General features: G+C 71.5%; 21 protein-coding genes. 5 read left to right on the forward strand and 16 right to left on the reverse strand.

Features of this window, described 5'->3' with window-relative positions; genetic code table 11:
- The 6 genes from ACFE7W_RS01435 to ACFE7W_RS01460 all read right to left on the reverse strand — a co-directional run bounded on the left by ACFE7W_RS01435 (position 1) and on the right by ACFE7W_RS01460 (position 7,714).
- A complete protein-coding gene (locus ACFE7W_RS01435) occupies positions 1 to 1,500 on the reverse strand; it encodes a glycoside-pentoside-hexuronide (GPH):cation symporter (protein WP_375422987.1) in 1,500 nt (499 codons plus the stop codon).
- Between the two features lie 129 nt (positions 1,501 to 1,629).
- Positions 1,630 to 2,637, reverse strand: a complete 1,008-nt coding sequence (locus ACFE7W_RS01440) for a Gfo/Idh/MocA family protein (protein ID WP_375422988.1) — start codon at positions 2,635 to 2,637, stop codon at positions 1,630 to 1,632.
- Positions 2,634 to 3,833 (reverse strand): Gfo/Idh/MocA family protein, encoded by a 1,200-nt coding sequence (locus tag ACFE7W_RS01445; RefSeq protein WP_375422989.1) that lies wholly within the window; start codon positions 3,831 to 3,833, stop codon positions 2,634 to 2,636. Before ACFE7W_RS01445 ends, ACFE7W_RS01440 begins: the two co-directional genes overlap by 4 nt.
- Positions 3,830 to 5,218, reverse strand: a complete 1,389-nt coding sequence (locus tag ACFE7W_RS01450) for a mannitol dehydrogenase family protein (RefSeq protein ID WP_375422990.1) — start codon at positions 5,216 to 5,218, stop codon at positions 3,830 to 3,832. Before ACFE7W_RS01450 ends, ACFE7W_RS01445 begins: the two co-directional genes overlap by 4 nt.
- Positions 5,215 to 6,630: a glucuronate isomerase gene (gene uxaC / locus ACFE7W_RS01455; protein ID WP_375422991.1), complete on the reverse strand. Its 1,416-nt coding sequence runs from the start codon at positions 6,628 to 6,630 to the stop codon at positions 5,215 to 5,217. The genes ACFE7W_RS01450 and uxaC overlap by 4 nt, the downstream gene beginning before the upstream one ends.
- Before the next feature lie 64 nt (positions 6,631 to 6,694).
- Entirely contained in the window at positions 6,695 to 7,714 is a 1,020-nt protein-coding gene (locus ACFE7W_RS01460) for a LacI family DNA-binding transcriptional regulator (protein WP_375422992.1), read from the reverse strand.
- A 143-nt stretch (positions 7,715 to 7,857) separates the two neighbouring features.
- On the opposite strand from ACFE7W_RS01460, the gene uidA reads away from it, so the two are divergent.
- The 5 genes from uidA to ACFE7W_RS01485 are packed head-to-tail and all read left to right on the forward strand — an operon-like array spanning position 7,858 to position 12,733.
- Complete coding sequence (gene uidA / locus ACFE7W_RS01465; protein WP_375422993.1) at positions 7,858 to 9,654, forward strand: beta-glucuronidase; 1,797 nt, start codon at positions 7,858 to 7,860, stop codon at positions 9,652 to 9,654.
- Positions 9,655 to 9,697: 43 nt separating this feature from the next.
- Positions 9,698 to 10,525 (forward strand): sugar phosphate isomerase/epimerase family protein, encoded by an 828-nt coding sequence (locus ACFE7W_RS01470; RefSeq protein WP_375422994.1) that lies wholly within the window; start codon positions 9,698 to 9,700, stop codon positions 10,523 to 10,525.
- Positions 10,518 to 11,429, forward strand: a complete 912-nt coding sequence (locus ACFE7W_RS01475; RefSeq protein ID WP_375422995.1) for a sugar phosphate isomerase/epimerase family protein — start codon at positions 10,518 to 10,520, stop codon at positions 11,427 to 11,429. The genes ACFE7W_RS01470 and ACFE7W_RS01475 overlap by 8 nt, the downstream gene beginning before the upstream one ends.
- Positions 11,416 to 12,006, forward strand: a complete 591-nt coding sequence (locus tag ACFE7W_RS01480) for a gluconokinase (RefSeq protein ID WP_375422996.1) — start codon at positions 11,416 to 11,418, stop codon at positions 12,004 to 12,006. Before ACFE7W_RS01475 ends, ACFE7W_RS01480 begins: the two co-directional genes overlap by 14 nt.
- A gap of 13 nt (positions 12,007 to 12,019) precedes the next feature.
- On the forward strand, positions 12,020 to 12,733 hold the full coding sequence (locus ACFE7W_RS01485; protein ID WP_375422997.1) for a trimeric intracellular cation channel family protein: 714 nt from the start codon (positions 12,020 to 12,022) through the stop codon (positions 12,731 to 12,733).
- Here the strand turns inward: ACFE7W_RS01485 and ACFE7W_RS01490 are convergent.
- The 10 genes from ACFE7W_RS01490 to ACFE7W_RS01535 form a co-directional block, all read right to left on the reverse strand.
- The gene (locus ACFE7W_RS01490) at positions 12,727 to 13,083 is read right to left on the reverse strand and encodes an RNA polymerase-binding protein RbpA (protein ID WP_375422998.1); all 357 of its coding nucleotides are present in this window, start codon (positions 13,081 to 13,083) and stop codon (positions 12,727 to 12,729) included. The genes ACFE7W_RS01485 and ACFE7W_RS01490 overlap by 7 nt on opposite strands.
- A gap of 96 nt (positions 13,084 to 13,179) precedes the next feature.
- Entirely contained in the window at positions 13,180 to 13,425 is a 246-nt protein-coding gene (secG, locus tag ACFE7W_RS01495; RefSeq protein ID WP_375423519.1) for a preprotein translocase subunit SecG, read from the reverse strand.
- A gap of 113 nt (positions 13,426 to 13,538) precedes the next feature.
- Positions 13,539 to 14,327: a triose-phosphate isomerase gene (gene tpiA, locus ACFE7W_RS01500; RefSeq protein WP_375422999.1), complete on the reverse strand. Its 789-nt coding sequence runs from the start codon at positions 14,325 to 14,327 to the stop codon at positions 13,539 to 13,541.
- 3 nt (positions 14,328 to 14,330) lie between these two features.
- Positions 14,331 to 15,530: a phosphoglycerate kinase gene (locus tag ACFE7W_RS01505; RefSeq protein WP_375423000.1), complete on the reverse strand. Its 1,200-nt coding sequence runs from the start codon at positions 15,528 to 15,530 to the stop codon at positions 14,331 to 14,333.
- A gap of 84 nt (positions 15,531 to 15,614) precedes the next feature.
- The gene (gap, locus tag ACFE7W_RS01510) at positions 15,615 to 16,619 is read right to left on the reverse strand and encodes a type I glyceraldehyde-3-phosphate dehydrogenase (protein WP_375423001.1); all 1,005 of its coding nucleotides are present in this window, start codon (positions 16,617 to 16,619) and stop codon (positions 15,615 to 15,617) included.
- 160 nt (positions 16,620 to 16,779) lie between these two features.
- Positions 16,780 to 17,766 (reverse strand): DNA-binding protein WhiA, encoded by a 987-nt coding sequence (whiA, locus tag ACFE7W_RS01515; RefSeq protein ID WP_375423002.1) that lies wholly within the window; start codon positions 17,764 to 17,766, stop codon positions 16,780 to 16,782.
- A gap of 205 nt (positions 17,767 to 17,971) precedes the next feature.
- On the reverse strand, positions 17,972 to 18,937 hold the full coding sequence (gene yvcK / locus ACFE7W_RS01520; protein ID WP_375423003.1) for a uridine diphosphate-N-acetylglucosamine-binding protein YvcK: 966 nt from the start codon (positions 18,935 to 18,937) through the stop codon (positions 17,972 to 17,974).
- On the reverse strand, positions 18,934 to 19,818 hold the full coding sequence (gene rapZ / locus ACFE7W_RS01525) for an RNase adapter RapZ (protein ID WP_375423520.1): 885 nt from the start codon (positions 19,816 to 19,818) through the stop codon (positions 18,934 to 18,936). The genes yvcK and rapZ overlap by 4 nt, the downstream gene beginning before the upstream one ends.
- Before the next feature lie 85 nt (positions 19,819 to 19,903).
- Complete coding sequence (gene uvrC / locus ACFE7W_RS01530; protein WP_375423004.1) at positions 19,904 to 21,925, reverse strand: excinuclease ABC subunit UvrC; 2,022 nt, start codon at positions 21,923 to 21,925, stop codon at positions 19,904 to 19,906.
- A 94-nt stretch (positions 21,926 to 22,019) separates the two neighbouring features.
- Positions 22,020 to 22,958 carry an EamA family transporter gene (locus ACFE7W_RS01535; RefSeq protein ID WP_375423005.1) on the reverse strand — a complete coding sequence of 313 codons (939 nt, stop codon included), beginning with the start codon at positions 22,956 to 22,958 and terminating at the stop codon, positions 22,020 to 22,022.
- Positions 22,959 to 23,042: the final 84 nt, after the last annotated feature.

Below are 23,042 nucleotides of genomic sequence, written 5' to 3' on the forward strand. Positions count from 1 at the left end.
TCAGACCGCGCGGTCGGGGGTGATGAAGGACTCGGGGTCCTCGTCCTGAGCGGTGATCGCCGCCAGCTTGCGGGCCTCGGTCTCGTCGCGGATCTGCTTGAACCTGGTGTCGTTCAGCGGGTACCGGGTGAAGATCAACATGGCGACCAGGGCCGCGGCAGCCGGCAGCAGCCCGATGGTGGCCTTGATCGCGAAGATGGCGCTGTCGGGCTGGACCGGGTTGGGGTTGGCCTGGCCGGCGGCGACGTAGCCGCCCACGGCGAGGGCCCACGCACCGGCGGCGCCACCGAGGGACTGGGTCACCTTGCGGGTGAAGGAGAAGATCGCGTAGGTGGCACCCTCGCTGCGCTGGCCCGTCCGCCACTCGCCGTACTCGACGGTGTCGGCCTCCAGGCCGAACATCACGGTGTTGATCAGGCTGGCGCCGATCCCCTTGACGGCCAGGGTGAGCAGAACGAGCCAGAACATGTTCGCCGGAGCGAGGAAAAGGCCGACTCCACCCACGACGGTGAAAAGACCGCAGTACTGGAAGACGTTCTTCTTGCCGAAACGGTCGATGATCGTGGGGATCAACGGAGTGATCAGGAGCGAGATGCCGACATTCACCAACGTGATGATGCCGACCAAGCCGATGTTGCCGAGGACGTACTGGGCGTAGAAAGCGGTGGTACCGCCGACGGCGAAGACGCCGATCAGGTAGAAGAAGCTGGAACCGCACAGGTAGGCCAGCGGCTTGTTCGACCGCAGGGTGGCGACGGTCTCGGCGATGGTGATCCTGGGCTGGGTACGGATGACCCGCTCCCGGCAGGCCCATGCGGTGAAGAGGAAGGCGATCGTGCCGACCACGATGAACGTGAGGGTGATCTTGGTGAAGACGCCCTGCACGGCGGCCTGGTAGGCGACCAGGTCCGCCGGGGAGGCGATGGTCTTCTTCTGCGCCTTGAGCCCGTTGATCTGGGCCCCGATGACGAAGGTCAGGATGACGCCGCCCACGGCCGAGCCGAAGGCCCGGGCCGCGACCAGCTTGGCCCGCTCGTGCACGGACTGGGTCACCGCGGAGGCGAGCGAGCCGTAGGGGATGTTGACCAGGGAGTACACCAGGCCGAGCACCGCGTAGGTGCCGTAGGCGTAGAGGAGCTTTTCGCCGCCACCCAGGCTGGTGGGCACGTGGAAGACCAGGAAGCTCATGAACAGCAGCGGGACCGCCCCGAACATCAGGAACGGGCGGAACTTGCCCCAGCGGGTCATCGTGCGGTCGACCAGCCGGCCGGCGAGCAGGTCCGCGAACGCGTCCCAGAGCCGGACGACGAGGAACATCGTGCCCACGGCTGCGGCGGAGATGCCGGCCACGTCGGTGTAGTAGTAGAGCAGGAATGCGGTGCTGAGGCTGAAGGCCAGGTTGAAGGCGAAGTCGCCGGCCCCGTAACCAGCAATGGTCCGGAAAGGCAGCCGATCCAGGGATCTGAGCAACGACTTGTCGAGCGTGGCGGTGTGCGACATGTGGGGTGAACACTCCTCGTTGAGGGCCCTGGTACGGGCCGGCGGAAATTCGCTGACCTCATTGAATTGCCTCCCGCCCCGGCCGGTCCAAGCGTTGCCAGTAGTTGCCAGGCGGGCCCCGAGAGAGGTCTAGCGGATCAGCTCGTCGGCCCCGGGAAAGGACTGCCGGTACACCTCTTTGACGATGGCCAACGACGTCTTGGCCTCGCGCGGACCGATCCAGAACGGCTCGGTATCGCCGAGGCGGGCGTAGAAGTCAGCGATCAGCAGCTGGTGGGACAGCCCCCAGTACGACCGGCCACCCGAGGTCCCACGCCGCTCGACGACCGTCTCCACCCGACCGTCGGCGTGGCGGACGGTCAGGTCGCCGCTCAGGCTCAAGGTGGCCCGCTCGGTGACCACCTCGACGCCGACCGGGGCGTCCACCGCGTGGGCGAGGGTTGCGTAGAGCAGGCTGCGCGCCCCGCCACGGTGGGTCAGCGCCAGCTCGGCGGTGTCCTCGACCTCGATCACGCCACCCAGCGCCCGGGTGGCGGCGTGGCCGCTGACCGCGGTGACCTCGCCGAGCAGCCACGGCAGCAGGTCGACGGTGTGGATGGCCTGGTTCATCAGCAGGCCGCCGCCGGAGCCGGCCCAGGTGGCCCGCCAGGGCCGACGGCGGTAGTAGTCCGGGGGCCGGTGCCACATCACGGTCGCGGCTGCCCCGAGCACCGGACCCAGCTCGCCCGAGGTCAGCAGGCGGTGCATCGCCGCGACGGCAGTGTTGTAGCGGTTCTGGAAGCAGACGGCGATCTTGGCCGGGGACCGCTGGGCCTCGGCGATCAGCCGGTCCGCCTCGGCGAGGGTGGCGGCGACGGGCTTCTCCAGCACGACGTGCACGCCCGCGCGCAGGGCGTCGACGGCGAGCGAAGCGTGGGTGTGGTGCGGGGTGGCGAGGTGGACGACGTCGGGTCGCCCTCGGTCCAGCAGCGCCCGGTGGTCGGCGAAACCCGGGACGCCGTAGGCCTCGGCCGCCGCCTCGCGCCGGCCGGGGTCGGTATCGCAGACGGCGACCAGCTCGACGTCGGGCAGGGCCGCCAGGGCTTCGGCGTGGACGACGGAGACGTCGCCGCAGCCGACGAGCGCCGCGGTGGTCACGAGGTCCGTTCGGGGAAGAGGCCCTCGGCGGCGATCCGCCGGTTCAGCTCCGCCAGGTAGAGGTCCTCGTCGTGCTCGAGCGGGACCTCGCGGCCGAGGAAGCTGGACAGGTGGATGGCGTTGGCCAGCCGGACACCGAGGATGCCGTCCGAGCCGGGGGCGACCAGCGGCGTGCCGTCGAGGATGTTCGCGGCGAAGTTCGCCAGGACGCCTGCGTGCTGCGCCCCCCACGCCGAGGTCAGGTCGACGACCTCGGTGCTGTAGTGCTCGGCGGGGTCGAAACCACCGGTGAAGATGCTGGACGCGCTCGCCGCGTCGAGACTGGCGCTGAGGTCCTGTTCCGGCTCGTGCAGCCGGGTGATGGTGGCGGTGGCGCTGCCCTCGACCACGATCTTGCCTCGGTCGCCGAGGATCTCGAACCGGTCGGTGCCCACCAGGTCGTGGGTGGCGGTGACGAAGACGCCGGTGGCGCCGTCCCCGTAGTCGACCAGCACGCTCACCTCGTCCTCGACGGCGATGTCTCGGCGGAAGCCGTAGGCGACCTTGGCGTAGACCGACTGCGGCACCCCGCAGATCCACTGCCACAGGTCCAGCTGGTGCGGCGCCTGGTTGACCAGGACGCCACCGCCCTCGCCACCCCAGGTGGCCCGCCACGCGCTCTGGTCGTAGTAGCCCTGCGGCCGCCACCAGGTGGTGATGATCCAGCTGGTGTGCCGGATCGCGCCGATCTCGCCGTCGTCCACCACCTGCTTGATCCGCTGGTAGAGCGGGTTCAGCCGCTGGTTGAACATGATCGCGAACGTCAGCTCGGGCCTCGTCGCGGCGTACGCGTTCAGCTCGCGGACCTGACGGGTGTAGACGCCGGCGGGCTTCTCGACCAGGGCGTGCACCCCGCGCTGCAGCGCGTCGATGCCCAGCTGCGGGTGCAGGTAGTGCGGGACGCAGGTGACGACGGCGTCCACGTCCCCGCTGTCCAGCATCACCAGGTGGTCGGCGTAGCCGGGCACGCCCGGGAAGCGCTCCGACGCCCTCGCCAGGGCGGCCGGGTCAGTCTCGGCGAAGGCCCCCAGGGACATGTTCGCGACCACCCCGTCGGCGATCAGCTTCGCGTACATCGAACCCTGCGCGCCGAGACCGATGATGCCGAGCCGGACGGGCCCGGCCTGACGGTGAGGGGACGGCGGGGCGGGGCTCATGACTGCTCGTCTCCGAGGACGACCCCGGCTCGGTCGAGCACAGTGGCGACCAGGTCCTCGTCGGCGCCGAGACCCGGAGCCCAGCTGTCGAGCACGGCCGCGACGGCCGCCGGCAGGTCCGGAACGTTCGCGGCCTCGAGGACGGGGGCGGCACCGGGATCGCGGACAGGGGCTCCGCGGCCGCGCAGGTGCAGCACCCAGGCGGCGACCGTGGTGGCGCAGCCCAGCGGCATCCGGCCCGCGGCCCGTTCGGCGCGCAGGGTCGGCAGGGTCCGGACGGGGAGCTTGCTCGACCCGTCCGCGGCGATCCGGGCCAGCTGGTCGCGCGTCCTGGGGTTCGCGAAGCGCTCCAGCAGCGCCTCGCGGTAGGCCGTGACCTGCCCGGCCGGGAAGGAGAGGTGCCGGGTGGCCTCGGTCCAGAACGCCTCGACCCACGAGCGGCAGTCCGGGTCGGCGATGGCCTCGTCGATGGTCTCGTGACCGCGGATGCTGCCGGCGTAGGCGAGCATCGAGTGGGCGCCGTTGAGCAGCCAGAGCTTGCGCTGCTCGTAGGGGGTCACGTTGTCGACGAGCTGGACGCCGGCGTCCTCCCAGCGGGGGCGGCCCGCCGGGAAGGTGCCGGAGACGACCCACTCGCTGAACGGCTCGGTGGTCACCGGGGACGCGTCCTCGTACCCGGTCTCGCGCTCGACCAGGGCGCGGTCGTCGTCGGTCGCGGCGGGGGTGATCCGGTCCACCATCGAGGTGGCGAAGTCGACGTACTGCTCGATCCAGTCCCGCAGCGTCGGGTCGAGCAGGACGGCCAGGTCGGTGACCACGGAGTGGGTGACCGGCCCGTTCTCGGGCAGGTTGTCGCAGGACAGGACGGTGATGGCGCCCGAGCCGGCGGCGCGGCGGGCCGCGAGGCCGGCGACCAACTTGGCCGGCAGGGACGCCACGGGCGACTCGACGTCGGCGCTCAGGGCGGCCAGGTCGGCGACGACGACGTCGCGGTCGGTGTCCAGCCGGCCGTCGGGGCCGAGCAGGTAGCCGGCCTCGGTGACCGTGACGGTGACCAGGGCGACCTCGGGCCGGGCCAGGTAGCCGAGGTAGGCCCCGTGCTCGTCGGCGGCGTGCACCCCCACCAGGGAGGGCACGACCTCCAGGCTGTCACCGGTCGCGCTGCGGGTGACCAGCGTGTAGAGCCCGTCCTGGGGCCGGAGGGCGTCGGCGGTGTCGGGCCGACGGCCCGTGAAGCCGGCGATCCCCCACCGGTCCGCGTCGCCGGCGTGCGCGGTGTACCAGGCCTGGTGGGCGCGGCAGAAGTTGCCCAGTCCGAGGTGGACGATGCGCACCGGCGCCGCAGGCGGCAGCTGCGGCTGGGTGGCCCGCGAGAGCCGGCTCACAGCCGGAACGCCCGTCGGGGGGCGACGGCCACCAGGTCGGTGATCGTCTCGAACGCCTCGTCCTCGTCGAGCTGGTGCTCGGCGACCAGCCGGGCGAGGTGCCCCGCATCCAGCCGTCGCGACATGTCGTGCCGGGCGGGGATGGAGCAGAAGGCGCGGGTGTCGTCGATGAAGCCCGACGTCTTGGTGAAGCCGGCTGTCTCGGTCACCGCCGAGCGGTAGCGCCCGATGGCCGCCGGGGCGTCGAGGAACCACCACGGCGCCCCGGCGTACACGGACGGGTAGAAGCCGGCGAGCGGCGCGACCTCGCGGGAGAAGACGGTCTCGTCCAGGGTGAAGATCACCAGCTGGAAGTTCGGGTGGGTGCCGAAGGCGTTCAGCAGGGGGCGCAGGGCGTCGGTGAGCTCGACCGCGAGCGGGATGTCGGTGCCGACGTCAGCGCCGTAGGTCTCCGCCGTGGGGCCGTGGTGGTTGCGCCGGACACCCGGGTGGATGGTCATCACCAATCCGTCCTCACACGACATCCGTCCCATCTCGAAGACCAGGTGGCGCCGCAGGGCGATGGCCTCGGTGGCCGTGGCCCGACCGGCGCGGGCCAGGTCGAAGATGCGGGACGCCTCGGCGTGCTCGAGCGGATCGGTTCGCGCATCGACGTGGCTGTGGTCGGTCGAGACGGCCCCGTGCTCGAGGAAGTGGCGACGCCGGGCCTCGAGGGCGGCGAGGAAGCCGTCGTAGGACCCGGTGCCGACACCGGCGGCTTGACCGAGCCGGTCGACATCGGCGACCCAGGTGGGCGAGGCCGGCTCCAGGTAGCGGTCAGGCCGGAAGGTGGGGGTCACCCGACCGCTCCAGGAGGGGTCTGCGGCCAGGGATCGGTGTGCGGCCAGGTCGTCGCAGGGGTCGTCGGTGGTGGCCAGCACCTCGATGTCGAACTGCCGGTAGAGCGCCCGCGGGCGGTACGCCTCGGACGCGAGGCGGTCGGCCACCTGGTCATAGATCTCGTCGGCGGTCCCCGCGCTCGGCCGGACCTTGACGCCGAAGATGTCGCCCAGCTGCGCGTCCAGCCAGAACCGGACGGGCGTGCCCCGGTAGCCGCTCCAGTGCTCGCAGACCAGACGGAACGCGGCTCGGGACTGCGCCTCCGTCAGTTCACCCTGGCCGACGCCGAGCGCCGACAGCGGCACCCCCTGGGCGTGCAGCAGCCGGGTGACGTAGTGGTCGGGGGTGACCAGCAACGACGTGGGGTCGGCGAACGGGCGGTTCTCGGCCAGCCAGGCGGCCGGCACGTGTCCGTGCGGGGAGACGATCGGCAGACGAGCGACCGAGTCGTACAGGTCGCGGGCGACCTGCCGCAGCCCTGGCTCCGACGGCAGCAGGCGGTCCGGGTGCAGATCCAGGGCAGGTGAGGTCATGGCCCCATCCTCGGCAGCACCCTCTGGAGGCGACAACTGGTTGCCGTTAGTTGCCGGGTCGGGCTCAGCCGTGGCGGGTCGAGCCGCGGACGACCAGGCGGGCCGGCAGCTGCATCGGCTCGAGGTCCTGGATGCCGCCGCGCCAGGCGCGCTTGAGCAGGTGGTTGACCGCGGCGGAGCCCAGGCTCACCAGGGGCGCGGCGATGGTGGTGAGCGAGGGGGTGACCAGCTCGGAGTCGACGATGTTGTCGAAGCCGATCACGCTCACGTCCTCGGGCACCCGGCAGCCTGCGGTGACGACGGCGCGGAGAAACCCGATCGCCACCAGGTCGTTGTAGGCGATGACCCCCGGCGTCGGCCGGCGGAGCCAGGCCTGCGCGGCAGCCGCCCCGCCCTGCAAGGTGGGCAGGTGCGGGCCGAGCCGGTGCACCCGCAGGTCCAGCTCGAGGGACGCCTCGCGTAGGCCGCGCCAGCGCATCCCGTCCGCCCAGGACGCCTCCGGCCCGGCCAGGTAGCTGATGGACTCGATTCCCGCCGCGGCCAGGTGCTCGCTGGCCCTTTTGACCGCGCGCACGTTGTCGCTGGTCACCGAGGGCACCTGGCTGACCGTCCGGTTCAGCACGACCAGCGGCTTCTGCTTGGCCACGTCCCGAATCGCGCCGTCCGTCATCCGCGACGACGTCAGGATGGTGCCGTCCGCCGCCGGCAGCACCCGCGTCAGGGCGTCGCGCTCGGCTTGCTCGGACTCCTGGGTCTCGATGATCATCAGCGTGTAGCCGGCGTGGGCGGCCGTGCGTTCGGCACCCCGGATCATGCCGATGAACACCGGATTGCCGATATCCGCCACCACCATGGCAAGCAGCGACGTCCGAGTTGGAGGCGGCTGACGCCGGATGGTGGCCGACCGGTAGCCCGTCGAGGCGGCAGCGGCGCGGACGCGCTCGGCCGTCTCGTAGCTGACCCGGCCGGGCTGGGAGAGCGCCCGGGACACGGTCGAGGCGGCGACCCCGGCCGCACGGGCCACGTCGTAGATGGTGACCCGACCTGATCCGCCCTGCCCTGATGCGTACGAGTCGTCCGACACTGGACCCCCTCCGGCCGTCACCGTAGCAACAACTGGCAACAACTGGCAGCCCTCCGCGGCCGGCTGACTGAATGGGACCACCCCCAGATCACCCCCCCGATCCGGCCCGGGGAACCCACCCTCGATCGCCCAGGAGAGACGTCGTGCTTCGACCCCAGGACACCTGCACCCGCGAACGCAAGAGCCTCAGCGGGCTGTGGCAGTTCGCCCTCGATCCGGCCCGCGAGGGCCGCTCGGCCGGCTGGCAGTCCGGGCCACTGGCCGACGCCCGCGAGATGGCGGTGCCGGCGAGCTACAACGACATCGCCGCCGACGCGGCCGTCCGGGACCACATCGGCGACGTCTGGTACCAGCGCACCGTGTGGGTGCCGCGCGGCTGGGAGGGCTCCCGCGTCGTCCTGCATCTTGAGTCCGCCACCCACCGGGCGACCGTCTGGGTCGACGACGTCGAAGTGCTGTTCCACGAGGGTGGTTACACCCCCTTCGAGGCCGACATCACCGAGCACGTCACCCCCGGCCGACAGGCCCGGATCACCGTGCTGGTCGACAACACGCTGACCTGGCAGTCGATCCCGCCGGGCGTGGTCGAGGACACCCCCGCCGGACCCCGTCAGCGCTACTGGCACGACTTCTTCAACTACGCCGGACTGCACCGTCACGTCTGGCTCTACACCACCAGCCCGGCCCACCTGACCGACGTCACCGTGACCACCGACCTGGACGGCGACACCGGCGTCGTCGGTTACCGGACCGCGGCGGCCGACGCCGAGGGCCTGACCACCCGGGTCGTCCTCCGCGACGCCGACGGGATCGAGGTCACCCGCGCCGACGGCACCGAGGGCCGCCTCACCGTCCCAGCCGTCCACCGCTGGGCGCCCGGCGACGGCTACCTCTACGACCTCGAACTGCAGCTGGTTGAACGTTCCGGGGGCGCAGGCGAGCGGGTCGTCGACAGCTACCACCAGAGCGTCGGCGTCCGGACCGTCAAGGTCGACGGCATCCGCTTCCTGATCAACGGCGAGCCGTTCCACTTCACCGGCTTCGGCAAGCACGAGGACGTGCCCGTGATCGGCAAGGGGCACAACGACGCCTACCTGCTGCACGACTTCGAGCTGCTGCACTGGATCGGGGCCAACTCGTTCCGCACCTCGCACTACCCGTACTCCGAAGAGGTGATCGACTACGCCGACCGACAGGGCATCGTGCTGATCGACGAGACCGCGGCGGTCGGCCTGAACATGGGCCTCGGCGGTGGCATCTTCGGCGGCCAGGGTTACCGGACCTTCTCCCCGGAGACGGCCAACGACGCCACCCAGGAGGTGCACGCCCAGGCCATCCGGGAGCTGGTCGCACGCGACAAGAACCACCCCAGCGTCGTGCTGTGGAGCATCGCCAACGAGCCCGAGTCCGACACCGAGGCCGCCGAGGACTACTTCCGGCCGCTGTTCGACGTGGCCCGCGCGGCCGACCCGACCCGGCCCGTCGGCTTCGTCAACGTGATGCTGGCCCCCCACGGGAAGTGCCGGGTCTCCCAGTTCGCCGATGTGTTGATGCTCAACCGCTACTACGGCTGGTACGTCGACACCGGTGACCTGGCCGCCGCCGAGATCAGCGCCGAGACCGAGCTGACCGCCTGGGCGGGCGACGGCAAGCCGATCATCATCACCGAGTACGGTGCCGACACCTACCCCGGCCTGCACAGCGTGGTGGCCGGTAGCCCGTGGTCGGAGGAGTACCAGATCGCCTACCTCGAGACCAACCACCGGGTCTTCGACCGCATCGACGCGGTCGTGGGCGAGCAGATGTGGAACTTCGCCGACTTCGCCACCACCTCCGGCATCATGCGCGTCGGCGGCAACAAGAAGGGCGCGTTCACCCGCGACCGGCAGCCCAAGGCCGCCGCGCACCACCTCCGTCGCCGGTGGCGCGGCGAGCTCTGACCGACCCCCAGCCCCCCGCCCCCCACCTGCAGAAGGAGTTCCCATGTGGACGCTCTCCGGTTTCGCCGACGAGATCTCGCCCGACTTCGAGGAGCAGTGCCGCCACCTGAGGCAGCTGGGCCTGCGGTACCTGGAGCTCCGCAGCGCCTGGGGCACCAACGTCCTGGACCTCGACGACACCCAGCTCGCTGAGGTCCGCCGGCTGCTGGCCGCCTACGAGCTCCGGGTGTCCAGCATCGGCTCGCCGATCGGCAAGATCGCGGTCACCGACCCGATGCCCCTCCATCTGGACCGGATGCGGCACGCGGCCGAGGTGGCCCGGCTGCTGCGAGCCCCGTACGTCCGGATCTTCTCCTTCTTCATCCCGGCAGGTGAGGACCCCGACTCCCACCGCGACGAGGTGCTGGCCCGGATGCGGCAGCTGGCCGACATCGCGGAGCTGGCGGACGTCACCCTGCTGCACGAGAACGAGAAGGAGATCTACGGCGACATCCCCCGCCGCTGCCTCGACATCGTCGGGTCGGTCGGCTCGCCGCGGCTACGGCTGGCCTGGGACGCGGCCAACTTCGTCCAGGTGGGGGTCCGCCCCTACAGCGAGGGTTACCACCTGCTGCGGCCGCACCTGGCGTACATGCAGATCAAGGACGCGCTGCTGGCGGACGGCGAGGTGGTGCCGTCCGGGCTGGGCGACGGTGAGATGGTGGCCACGCTGCGGGCCCTCCGTGAGGACGGCTTCGACGGCTTCTTCTCCCTCGAGCCGCACCTGAGCACCACCCACGCGCTGGGCGGGTTCTCCGGACCGGAGCTGTTCACGCAGGCCTGGCAGGCGCTCACCGACATCCTCACAGCGGAAGGGATCGACCATGTCTGAGCCGTCCTCGGAGCTGAGCCGGCCGCGGCCACGGGTCGCGGCGAACCCCATCCCCTACTGGGCCCGGGACGGCCGGGTCGACAAGTCGCCCGCGGTGTTCGACCAGGCGTTCCGCGACTTCGCCGAGATCGGCTTCACTGCCGTCAAGGCCGACGTACCCGAGGGGATGACCGCCGGCGCGTACGCCGACTGGATCGGCGGGTACGGGCTGGCCCCGGCGCTCAGTCTCTTCAGCTCGCCCTTCGACGAGACCATCGACATCGTCGACGAGATGGAGCGGGCCAGGCGGTTCGCCGCCGACCAGGTCGAGCTGGGCCTGGACCGCACCATGGTCTCCTCGATGTCGGTGCCGGCGCGGATGGCCGAGCCCGGCGTCGGCGCCGACTTCGACGCCGACCGGCTCGCTCTGGCCATCGAGAACTGCGGCATCATCTGCCAGGTCCTCGCTAGCCAGGGACTGCGCCCGCTGCACCACTCCCACGTCGGCGGGGTCTTCGAGACCGAGTCCGAGATCACCGAGCTGCTGGACACCCTCGGTCCCGACCTCATCGGCTTCGGCCCGGACACCGGCCACCTGCGGTGGGCCGGCATCGACCCGGCCACGATGATCCGGCGGTACGCCGACCGGGTCGGCGGCATCCACCTGAAGGACTGCTTCCCCGACTACCTCGAACCCGCGGCCCGTACCGGGATGACCTACCACCAGGTCTCCGGCTCCAAGCGGCTCTGGGCCGAGCCCGGCCGGGGCGTGGTCGACCTCGACGCCGTCGTCGCGGCGATGCCCGCCGACTACGACGGCGACTACATGATCGAGGTCGACGAGCCCAGCACGGACTCCCGCTACGAGTCGCACGCGATCTCCTACGCCTGGGCCCAGGAGGCGTTGCGCCATGTCGCTGAGTGAGGGGTCGCTGAGTGAGGGGTCGCTGAGTGAGGGGTCGCTGGGTGAGGGGTCGCTGGGTGAGGGGGCGTCGGGTGAGGCGACCGGTCGCACCGCGCTCGTGGTGATGGGCGTCGCCGGGTCGGGGAAGACCACCGTGGCCGAGCTGCTGGCGGGGAGCCTCGGCTGGACCCTGGCCGAGGCGGACGAGTTCCACAGCGCCGCCAACGTGGCGAGGATGGCCGCCGGGACACCGCTCACCGACGCCGACCGGGCTCCCTGGCTGGCCTCGTTGCGGAGCTGGATCAACGCTGTGGACGGCGACGTGGTCCTGACCTGCTCGGCGCTGCGGCGGTGCTACCGCGACGTCCTGCGCAGAGCCGACGCGCGGGTCCGCTTCGTGCACCTGGACGGCACCCCGGCGACGCTGGCCGGTCGGATGGCCGTACGGTCGGGACACTTCATGCCGACGACCCTGCTGTCGTCGCAGCTCGAGACGCTGGAGCCGTTGGAGCCGGACGAGGACGGGGTGGTCGTGGACATCGACGGGTCGCCCGACCAGGTCGCCGCTCGGGCCGCCGCCGCTCTCGGCCTGCCGTGAGCCGGCGCCGCCGATGACGCCTCAACCGCCCGAGGCCCTCGACGCCCTGTTCCGGCTGATCGACCTGCTGGGGGTGCTCGGCAATGCGGTGCTCGGCGGCGCCCTGGCGCGCCGGGCCCGGCTGGACCTCGTGGGCCTCGGCACGCTGGCGATCCTGTCCGGGCTCGGAGGCGGTCTGATCCGGGACACGCTCCTGCAGCAGGGGACGCCGGTCGCCCTGACCGACTACGCCTACATCGCCACCGCCCTCGCCGGGGCCGGGATCGCGTTCCTGCTGGAGGTCGAGGGGCGGGGGTGGCACCGCACCTACCTGGTGGTGGACGCACTCGCCCTCGGCTGCTGGGCCGCGGCCGGGGCGCAGAAGACGCTCGACGCCGGTCTCGGCTGGCTGCCTGCGGTCCTGCTCGGCGCCATCACCGCCGTCGGCGGCGGCACGGTGCGCGACCTGGTGCTGGGTCGTCGCCCCGGCATCTTCGGCGGGCCGCTCTACGCGACCTGCGCCCTGGTGGCCAGCGGCGTGATGGTGCTGCTGGACCAGCTCGGCCACCCCTCGGCCGGCCTGGTGGCCACGACCGCGACGGGAGCCGGGCTGACCCTGCTCGCCCGTTGGCGCGGCTGGCAGCTGCCGGAGCCACCGGGCTGGCAGCCCGCGTCGGTCATGCGCCGCTACTCGGCATCACGTCGCGGACGTCGCGGTGACCGCGGCAGGAACGACCCGGTTCAGTAGATGACGTCGCCGCGGGCGCGACGGTCGCGCAGCGCCTGCAGGGCCTCGCTCAGGATGTCGGCGGCCTCGGTCTCGCTGCGGCGTTCCTTGACGTAGGCGAGGTGGGTCTTGTAGGGCTCGATCTTCGGCGGCGGCGGCGGGTTGGCCGAGTCGAGGTTCGCCGGCAGTCCGCAGCGCGGGCAGTCCCAGCTCTCGGGGACGATCGCTTCGGCCGCGAAGGCCGGCCGGGTCTCGTGGCCGTGGGAGCAGAAGTACGAGACGTAGAGGCGCGGCGCGGCGTCCCCACGCTCGGCTTCGCCCATCGGCCCTGCTCCGACCCGGCTGCCACGAATGGCACTACCACCAGCCACGTTCGTTCCCCCTCGCTGCGTCAACCCGACCGACTGATGTCGTCCCTGCGTGGGGCCGCCCGCTCCGCCCGGCCCCCGGCGTCGTGCAGAACGGCGTCAGGCGCCGAGCTTGTACAGCAGGCCCAGCGCCACGATCGCCGCCAGCCAGACGACGCCGACGACCACCGTGAGCCGGTCGAGGTTGCGCTCAGCGACCGACGACCCGCCCATCGAGGACGAGATACCGCCGCCGAAGAGGTCGGACAAGCCGCCGCCGCGTCCCTTGTGCATGAGCACGAAGAGCGCCAGGACGACACTGGTGATGACCAGGACGATCGAGAAGATCAGGATCGGGGTGGTCATCATGGGCACGAAAAACACGGACGTAGCCTAACTCACACTGTGACGGATTCTGTACCTTCGACGGGCTCGAGGAGACGGCTGGGCCGGGCTCGGGGAGACGGCCGGAGCGGCCCTCAGAGAGCGGGCAGGTCGTAGAAGCGTGCAATGGCCGCGAACTCGTCCACGATCAGGCTCGACCCTCCGACCAGACAGCCGTCGACGTCGGGCTGGGACATGATCGCGGCGACGTTGTTGGCCTTAACCGAGCCCCCGTAGAGGATCCGGACCTGCTCGGCGACCGGCTCGGTGAACCGCGACCCGATCAGCCGTCGGATGGCGGCGCACACCTCCTGTGCGTCCTCGGGGGTGGCGACCGCTCCGGTGCCGATGGCCCAGACCGGCTCGTAGGCGATCACCACCGTGGCGATCTGCTCGTTGCTCAGGTCCGTCAGGGCGGCGTTCACCTGACCGAGGCAGTACGCGACGTGGTGCCGGGCCTCGCGGACCTCGACGTCCTCGCCGACGCAGATGATCGGCGTCACCCCCCCGTTGACCGCGCGCTGGACCTTCCGGCTGACGAGGTCGTCGCTCTCACCGTGGTTCTTGCGCCGCTCGGAGTGGCCGATGGTGACGTAGCCACAGTTGAGCTTGGCCAGCATCTCCACCGAGACCTCGCCGGTGAAAGCGCCGCTCTTGTGCGCCGAGACGTCCTGGGCGCCGAAGCCGAGGGTGAGCCGGTCCCCCTCGACCAGGGTCTGCACCGTCCGGATGTCGGTGAACGGCGGCAGCACGACCACCTCCGAGCGCGTCCGGTCGTACTTCTTGTCCTCCAGTGTCCAGGCCAGCTTCTGCACCAGGCCGACGGCCTCGACGTGGTTGAGGTTCATCTTCCAGTTACCGACCATCAACGGCATGCGGGCCATCGGCTACGCCTCTCTCGACTCGAGCACGGCCAGACCCGGCAGGGTGCGACCTTCCAGGTATTCCAGGCTGGCGCCGCCGCCGGTGGAGATGTGACCGAAGTCGTCGTCGGCGAAGCCGAGGTCGCGGACCGCAGCGGCGGAGTCGCCACCGCCGACCACGGACAGCCCGTCGACCTCGGTCAGCGCCTGCGCCACCGCGCGGGTGCCGCCGGCGAAGCTCTCCCACTCCGCGACACCCATTGGGCCGTTCCAGAACACCGTCCTGGCCGAGGAGATGACCGACGCGAAGACCCGGGACGACTCGGGGCCGATGTCCAGGCCGATCTGGTCGGCGGGCATCGCGTCGGCGGGCACCGTGGTGGGGGTCGCGTCCGCCGCGAAGGCCGGGGCCACCACGATGTCGGAGGGCAGCACGATCTGCTTGCCGGTCGAGGCCGCCTCGTTCAGGTAGCCGCGGACGGTCTCGATCTGGTCGGCCTCGAGCAGGGAGGTGCCGACCTCGTGGCCCTGCGCGGCCAGGAACGTGAAGACCATGCCGCCGCCGACCACCAGCGTGTCCGCGGTCTTGAGCAGGTTGGCGATCACGGCGAGCTTGTCGGAGACCTTCGCCCCTCCCAGGACGACCACGTACGGCCGGGCCGGGTCCTCGGTCAGCTGCTTGAGCACCTCGACCTCGGCCAGGACGAGGCCGCCGGCGGCGTTCGGCAGCCGCGACGCCAGGTCGTAGACCGAGGCCTGCTTGCGGTGCACGACGCCGAAGCCGTCGGAGACGAAGACGTCACCCAGGGCGGCGTAGCGCTCGGCGAGCTGGCCGCGGACGGCGTCGTCCTTGGACTCCTCGCCCGGCTCGTACCGGACGTTCTCCAGCATCGCGACCTCGCCGTCCGCGAGCGCGGCCACGGTGGCCTGGGCCGACTCCCCGACGACGTCGGTCGCGAGCGTCACCTCGGTGCCGAGCAGCTGGCCGAGACGCGCGGCCGCCGGGGCGAGGGAGTACTTCGTGTTCACCTCGCCCTTGGGCCGACCGAGGTGCGCCAGCACGACGACCTTCGCGCCCGCCTCCCGCAGCTTGGTCAGCGTGGGGACGGAGGCCCGGATCCGGCCGTCGTCGGTGATGGTGGTGCCGTCCAGTGGGACGTTGAGGTCGCAGCGGACCAGCACTCTCTTGCCGGTGAGGTCGCCGAGTTCAGAAACCGAGCGCATGAGAAGTCCCTTCACGTGCCCTGAGCCTGTCGAAGGGCTGCCCTTCGACAGGCTCAGGAGCGAGGTGTCCGTTGGTGCAGCAGGTCAGAGGTGGCTGCCGACCAGGCCGACCAGGTCGACGAGGCGGTTGGAGTAGCCCCACTCGTTGTCGTACCAGCCCACGACCTTGACCTGGTTGCCGATGACCTTGGTCAGGCCGGAGTCGAAGATGCAGGAGTGCGGGTCGGTCACGATGTCGCTGGAGACGATCGGGTCCTCGGTGTAGAGCAGGTAGCCCTTGAGCGGCCCCTCGGCGGCGGCCTTGAGGGCGGCGTTGACCTCGGCGGCGGTCGTCTCCCGACCGGCCTCGAAAGTCAGGTCGGTGGCCGAGCCGGTCGGCACCGGCACGCGCAGCGCGTAGCCGTCGAGCTTGCCCTTGAGCTCCGGCAGCACCAGGCCGATGGCCTTGGCCGCACCGGTCGAGGTCGGGACGATGTTCAGCGCCGCCGCCCGGGCGCGACGCAGGTCGGCGTGCGGGCCGTCCTGCAGGTTCTGGTCCTGGGTGTAGGCGTGGATGGTGGTCATCAGGCCCTTGACGATGCCGAACTCGTCGTTGAGGACCTTCGCCATCGGGGCCAGGCAGTTCGTGGTGCAGGAGGCGTTGGAGATGATGTGGTGCGCGGCCGGGTCGTAGTCGGAGTCGTTGACGCCCATCACCACGGTGAAGTCGTCGTTCTTGGCCGGCGCGGAGATGATGACCTTCTTGGCGCCGCCGTCGAGGTGCGCCTTGGCCTTGGTCCCGTCGGTGAAGAACCCGGTGGACTCCACGACGATGTCGGCGCCGATCTCGCCCCAGGGCAGGTTCGCCGGGTCGCGCTCGGCGTAGGACTTGATCAGGTGGTCGCCCACCTGGATGCCGCCGTCGACGACCGAGACGGGCTGGCCGAGACGGCCGAGGATCGAGTCGTACTTGAGCAGGTGAGCCTGGGTGTCGTCCGAGCCGAGGTCGTTGAACGCCACGACCTCGATGTCGGCGCCTGAGGCCTGCACCGCCCGGAAGAAGTTGCGGCCGATGCGGCCGAAGCCGTTGATGCCCACGCGTACGGTCATGAAAGCGTTCTCCTTGGAGTGCGACGAGCCCCACGATCGGGACCCGCCCACCCTAGCCAACCCGGCTGGCCCCCGTACCGACCGGGTGACGACTGGTCTGATACCTGTTGGGCAGTGGTGTTACGTCCGCGTTACACCTGCCCACGGCGCCCGGAAAGCCTCAGTCGGCGTCGTCCAGCATGTCGGCGCTGAGGTTGGCCTCGGTCGAGGGGATGCCGAGCTCGGCGGCCAGCTTGTCGGCCGTGGCCAGCAGCCGCCGGATCCGCCCGGCGACGGCATCCTTGGTGAGCTGCGGGTCGTGCAGCTGTCCCAGCTCCTCCAGCGACGCCTGCTTGTTCTGCACCCGCAGCATTCCGGCGGCCTTGAGGTGCTCGGGCACGTCGTCGCCGAGGATCTCCAGCGCCCGCTCCACCCGGGCCCCGGCCGCGACGGCCGCGCGGGCGGACCGACGCAGGTTCGCGTCGTCGAAGTTCGCCAGCCGGTTGGCCGAGGCGCGGACCTCGCGACGCATCCGACGCTCCTCCCAGGCCATCAAGGACTCGTGCGCGCCGAGGTGGGTCAGCAGGGCGCCGATCGCGTCGCCGTCCCGGATCACCACCCGGTCCACCATCCGCACCTCGCGCGCCTTCGCCGAGATGCCCAGCCGACGCGCCGCGCCGACGAGGGCGAGGGCCGCCTCGGGTCCGGGGCAGGTAACCTCGAGCGCCATCGACCGTCCGGGCTCGGTGAGCGAGCCGTGCGCGAGGAAGGCGCCCCGCCACGCCGCGACGCAGTCGCAGAGCCCACCGCTGACCACCTGGGCCGGCAGCCCACGGGCCGGGCGTCCGCGCGAGTCGACCAGACCGGTCTGCCGGGCCAGGGCGTCGCCGTCCTTGACCACCCGGACCACGTAGCGCGTGCCGCGGCGGAGGCCGGCACCGTTGACGACCACGAGGTCGCTGCCGTGCCCGAACACCTCGCTGATGTCGGTGCGCAGCCGGCGGGCCGCCGCCCCGGTGTCCAGCTCCGCCTCGATCACGATCCGCCCACTGACGATGTGAAGCCCTCCGGCGAACCTCAGCGTCGCTGCGACCTCGGACTTGCGGCAGCAGGGCTTGGTGACCTTGATGGTCGCCAGCTCCGCCTTCACCTGCGCGGTCATAGCCATGCCGGAATGATGTCACGCTCGTCGAGCACCGCCGGACTCCTCAGCGACGGAGCTCAGCCGGCAACGATGCGCCTGATATCGACCGTTGCGCCCTCCACGGAAGGCGCAACGGTGGGAAACGGGCGCAAGGCGCACCGTACCGAGCCCACGCGGCGCTGGGCTGCCGTGAGGCAACTGGCGGTGTCGACGCGCTCAGGGAACAGCGTCAGACGCCCATGATCTCGGCGTAGGCCGAGGCCAGCCGCAGGGTGTCGTGGCGGGGCGAGCCGTCACGGGCGGCGAGGTCGGCCACCACCAGCTCGGCGCCGAGCGACTTCGCCCAACGGTGCAGGTGGGGATCGTCGCCGGCAAAGGTGGCGTCGGCCAGCACGACGTCCAGCCGCAGGTTCGGGGCGTGCTCGGCCAGCAGCTCGATGTGCTTGGCCGGGGAGAAGCCGGCGGTCTCCCCCGCCGGTTCCAGGTTGAGGGTGAGGACGCGTCGCGCGGGCGTGCTCTCGATGGCGCGGGCGAGGGTGGGGACCAGTAGGTGCGGGATCACCGAGGTGAACCACGACCCCGGACCCAGCACGACCCAGTCCGCCGCCTGTACCACCTCGACCGACTCGGGGCAGCCGGGCGGGTTGACCGGCTCCAGCCGAACGGCCAGCACCTCGGCACTGGTCTTGGCCACGGCCGCCTGGCCGCGGACGGTCGCCTGCTCGTCCGGACGCGCCGGGTCGAGGCCGATCACCTCGGCGACGATCTCGAGCGGGACGGCGGCCATCGGCAGCACCCGCCCCTTGGCACCGAGCAGCCTGGCGACCATGTCGAGGCCGGCGACCGGGTCGCCCAGCCGTTCCCAGAGACCGGCGATCAGCAGGTTGCCGATGGCGTGGTCGCGCAGCGGACCGGAGCCGGTGAAGCGGTACTGCAGCACGTCGGCCCAGGTGCGACCGGACTGGTCGTCGTCGCAGAGCGCGGCCAGGGCCATCCGCAGGTCACCCGGGGGCAGGCAGTTCAGCTCGGCCCGCAACCGGCCCGACGAACCGCCGTCGTCCGCGACCGTGACCACGGCAGTCAGCCGGTCGGTGACGCGGCGCAACGCGCTGAGCGAGGCGGACAGCCCGTGCCCGCCACCGAACGCCACCACGGCCGGCCGCAGGGTGGGACGGCTGGGCTGCGCCGGCCTCACTCCCGGCCCAGGTCGCGGTGCAGCACCGTCGCCGGCCGTCCGGACGCCCGCAGCCGACGGGCGAACTCCTCGGAGATCGCGGTGCTGCGGTGCTTGCCGCCGGTGCACCCGACCGCGATGGTCGCGAACCGCTTGCCCTCGCGGAGGTAGCCGACGGAGACCACCTCGAGCAGCCCCTGCAGGTGCTGCAGGAACGGCTCCGCGCCGTCCTGTCCGAGGACGTATTCGCTGACGGGTCTGCTCAGCCCGGTCTGCGGCCGCAGCTCCGGGACCCAGTGCGGGTTGGGCAGGAAGCGGACGTCGACCACCATGTCGGCGTCGACGGGGACACCGTTCTTGAAGCCGAAGGACAGCAGCGTCACCCGCAGCTGGTCGAACCCCTCGCCCCCGTACGCGTGCCGGACGCGCGCACCCAGCTGGTGCACGTTCAGCGAGGAGGTGTCGATGACCAGGTCGGCCGCAGCCCGGAGGGTGGCGAGCAGCTCGCGCTCGCGGGTGATGCCGTCCAGCAGCCGGCCGTCGCCCTGCAGCGGGTGCGGCCGCCGGACCGACTCCTGCCGGCGCACGATCACGTCGTCGGAGGCCTCCAGGTACAAGATCTCGGGCAGCGTGCCCACCTTGGCGAGGTCGGCGAACATCGTCGCCAGCTGTTCGAAGAAGGACCGCGTCCGCACGTCGAGCACGACGGCCAGCCGGGCGATCCCGTTCTGCCGAGCCTGCCGGCAGACCTCCGGCAGCACGTTCGGCGGCAGGTTGTCGACGACGTACCAGCCGAGGTCCTCGAGGTTGTCCGCCGCCGTCGAACGACCGGCCCCGGACATGCCCGTCACCACGACCAGCCGCAGCTCGGCCTCCTCGGCCTCCTCGGCCGCGGCCGGCACCGGATCGGACAGGGCGTCGGGCGAGGCGTCAGGCGAGGGGTCGGGCGAGGCGTCGGGCTCGTCGATCTCGGTGCTCACCTGGTCATTATCCCGGCTCGGCGCCGGTCAGGATCTCACCGGTGGCGGTGTTGACGGCCTCGGGCTGCGGGGCGGCGGCCAAGGCGTCGAGGATCGACTGGGCGAGCTTGGGTCCGAAGCCGGGTACGGCGGCGATCTCCTCGACGCTGGCCAGGCGCAGCTTCCTCAGCGAGCCGAAGTGGGTCATCAGCGCCTTGCGGCGGACCTCACCGAGGCCGGGCACCTGGTCGAGCAGCGACTCGACCATCGACTTGCTGCGGCGGGAGCGGTGGTGGGTGATGGCGAAGCGGTGCGCCTCGTCGCGGAGCCGCTGCAGCAGGTACAGGCCCTCGCTGGTCCGGGGCAGGATCACGGGCTCGTCCAGATCCGGCAGCCAGACCTCCTCCAGCCGCTTGGCCAGCCCGCAGAGCGCCACGTCGGAGATGCCCAGCTCGTCCAGAGCCTGCGCGGCGGCGGCCACCTGCGGCGGGCCGCCGTCGACCACCACCAGCGCCGGCGCGTACGCGAAACGACGCGGCGCCCCGGTCGTCGGGTCGACCAGCAGCGGGCCCTCGTTGCTCCCGTCCGCCTCGGCCGTGGCCATGGCCGCGCGGTCGTCGATCAGCCGGCGGAAGCGGCGGGTGATGACCTCGTGCATCGCCGCCACGTCGTTCTGGCCGTCGACGCCGCGGATGACGAAGCGCCGGTACTCGCTCTTGCGCGGCAGCCCGTCCTCGAACACGACCATCGAGGCGACCACCTCGGTGCCTTGCAGGTTGGAGATGTCGAAGCACTCCATCCGCAGCGGTACCGTCGGCAGCTCGAGGGCCTCCTGGATCTCTTCCAGAGCCCGGTTACGGGTCGAGAGGTCGCCGGCCCGGGTGGTCTTGTGCCTGATCAGCGCCTGCTGGGCGTTGCGTGCGACCGTCTCCATCAGCTGCCGCTTGTCCCCCCGCTGCGGCACCCGGATGTCCACGTGCGACCCGCGACGCTCGCTCAGCAGCTCGGTCAGGGGCTCCAGCGACGGCGGCAGGGCCGGTACGAGGATCTCCCGCGGGACCGCGTCCCGGTCGGTCGTGGAGGAGTCGGACTCGGCGTAGAGCTGCAGCAGGAACGACTCGACCAGCTCGCCGGTGCCCTCCTCGTCGAACCGGTCGGCCACCCAGCCGCGCTCGCCCCGGACCCGGCCGCCGCGGACGTGGAAGATCTGGACGGCGACCTCCAGCGGGTCCTCGGCCACCGCCACCACGTCGGCGTCGGTGCCGTCGCGGAAGACGATGGCGTTCTGCTCGGTCGCGCGCTGCAAGGCGCCGATGTCGTCGCGGATCCGGGCCGCCCGCTCGAACTCGAGCTCGTCGCTGGCCCGGCGCATGTCGCGTTCGAGCTGCTTGACCATCGGGCCGGACTGGCCGGCCATGAACGTGCAGAAGTCGTCGACGATCTCGCGGTGCTCCTCGGGCGTCACCCGGCCGATGCAGGGCGCCGAGCACTTGCCGATGTAGCCGAGCAGGCAGGGCCGGCCCAGCTGGCGATGGTTCTTGAACACTCCCGGACGGCAGGAGCGCATCGGGAACACCCGCAGCACCAGGTCGACGGTCTCGCGGATGGCCCAGGCGTGTGAGTAGGGCCCGAAGTAGCGGGTGCCCTTGCGCTTGGGTCCGCGGCCCACCGTCACCCGTGGGAACTCCTCGCTGAGGGTGACCGCCATCCACGGGTAGGACTTGTCGTCGCGGTACTTGATGTTGAACCGGGGGTCGAACTCCTTGATCCAGGAGTACTCCAGCTGGAGCGCCTCGACCTCGGTCTGCACGACCGTCCAGTCGACCCGGGCGGCCGTCAGCACCATCGACTGGGTCCGGCTGTGCAACGAGCTGAGGTCGGCGAAGTAGGAGTTCAGCCGCGACCGGAGACTCTTCGCCTTGCCCACGTAGATGACCCGGCCCTCGGGGTCGGAGAAGCGGTAGACCCCGGGCTGGTCCGGGATGGAACCCGGTGCCGGCCGGTACGCCAACGGGTGGCGCGAGGAGGGTCGGACGGAGGGGACAGCCACGGGTTCAACTCTAGGCGGCGGGACTGACAAGGACTTCCGCGCTGCGGGTCGATCCCAGCCCGACAACCGTCAGCTGAGCTCCGACCCGTTCCCCTCACGAGGGCCGGCGCGAGGGGCTAGGCGGCCGGCGGCCGAGCTCGACCAGCAACATCGCCACGAGCAGCAGCGCGGAACCGACCACGACCCGCGCGTCCAGGGCCCGTCCGGTCACGGCCGCGGTCAGGCCCGAGACGGCCGGTTCGAGGGTGAGGATGACCGCGGCCCGGGTGGCGTCCACCCGGGCCTGCGACCAGCTCAGCAGGACCAGCGCGCCGGCCGTCGCCGCCACGGACAGGTAGCCCACCGAGCACCAGGTGGAGGCGCCGGCCGGGAGGGCCGGCAGTGGCGAGGAGCCGGTGACCAGCGCGCGGAGAAGGCCGGCGAGCACCGCGGTCGCCGCGACGGTGCCTGTCTGCGTGCGGGCCAGTGCCAGCGCGTACGGCGCCTCGGCCCACCGCGACATCAGCACCAGGTGCAAGCCCCAGACCACCGCGGCCGCCAGGGTCAGCCACTCACCCGGCCCGAGTCCGCCGCCCGGCCCTCCCAGCAGGAGGACACCGCCGACCGCCAGCACCACGCCCGCGCCGACCCCGGCGGCCGGCCGCTGGCGGAACATCAGCCAGCCCGCGAGGGGTGCGACCACCACCAGCATCCCGGTCAGGAACCCCGAGACGAGGGCGTCGGTGTAGGTCAGCGCCCAGGCCTGCAGCAGGAAGCCCGAGCCGAGCAGCAGACCCAGCAGCACGGTCCGCCCCAGCAGCCGGCGGGGCAGCGTGGGGCCCGAGCGGCGGAGCAGGAGCAGCAGCAGGGTGGCCAGGCCGAAGCGCCAGCCGACGAGGTCGACGACGGGCACGGCATCGACCGCCCCGTCCACCACCGTGAAGGTGACGCCCCAGACCACCGCGACCCCGGCGAGGGCGACCGGCGGCAGCCAGGGACGGGAGGCGGCCCGACGGGACGGCCGGGTCACCAGGCCGGCAGCGGAGCGGGTCACGGAGGTGGAGAGCATCGAACCCGGCATTACGTACACCGGGTCCGCGCCAGCGCCCGACCGCGAGTGAGGCCGGGCCCCGGGCGG

The organism is uncultured Friedmanniella sp., from assembly GCF_964244285.1.
Taxonomy (GTDB): Bacteria; Actinomycetota; Actinomycetes; order Propionibacteriales; family Propionibacteriaceae; genus Microlunatus.

Excerpts from the sequence above, each read along its gene's own strand:
- ACFE7W_RS01485 (WP_375422997.1), top strand. The coding sequence starts at position 12,020 with ATGACGCCTCAACCGCCCGAGGCCCTCGACGCCCTGTTCCGGCTGATC.
- ACFE7W_RS01435 (WP_375422987.1), bottom strand. The coding sequence starts at position 1,500 with ATGTCGCACACCGCCACGCTCGACAAGTCGTTGCTCAGATCCCTGGAT.
- uxaC (WP_375422991.1), bottom strand. The coding sequence starts at position 6,630 with ATGACCTCACCTGCCCTGGATCTGCACCCGGACCGCCTGCTGCCGTCG.
- gap (WP_375423001.1), bottom strand. The coding sequence starts at position 16,619 with ATGACCGTACGCGTGGGCATCAACGGCTTCGGCCGCATCGGCCGCAAC.
- ACFE7W_RS01470 (WP_375422994.1), top strand. The coding sequence starts at position 9,698 with ATGTGGACGCTCTCCGGTTTCGCCGACGAGATCTCGCCCGACTTCGAG.
- ACFE7W_RS01445 (WP_375422989.1), bottom strand. The coding sequence starts at position 3,833 with ATGAGCCCCGCCCCGCCGTCCCCTCACCGTCAGGCCGGGCCCGTCCGG.
- secG (WP_375423519.1), bottom strand. The coding sequence starts at position 13,425 with ATGACCACCCCGATCCTGATCTTCTCGATCGTCCTGGTCATCACCAGT.
- ACFE7W_RS01480 (WP_375422996.1), top strand. The coding sequence starts at position 11,416 with ATGTCGCTGAGTGAGGGGTCGCTGAGTGAGGGGTCGCTGAGTGAGGGG.
- ACFE7W_RS01475 (WP_375422995.1), top strand. The coding sequence starts at position 10,518 with ATGTCTGAGCCGTCCTCGGAGCTGAGCCGGCCGCGGCCACGGGTCGCG.
- ACFE7W_RS01505 (WP_375423000.1), bottom strand. The coding sequence starts at position 15,530 with ATGCGCTCGGTTTCTGAACTCGGCGACCTCACCGGCAAGAGAGTGCTG.
- tpiA (WP_375422999.1), bottom strand. The coding sequence starts at position 14,327 with ATGGCCCGCATGCCGTTGATGGTCGGTAACTGGAAGATGAACCTCAAC.
- whiA (WP_375423002.1), bottom strand. The coding sequence starts at position 17,766 with ATGGCTATGACCGCGCAGGTGAAGGCGGAGCTGGCGACCATCAAGGTC.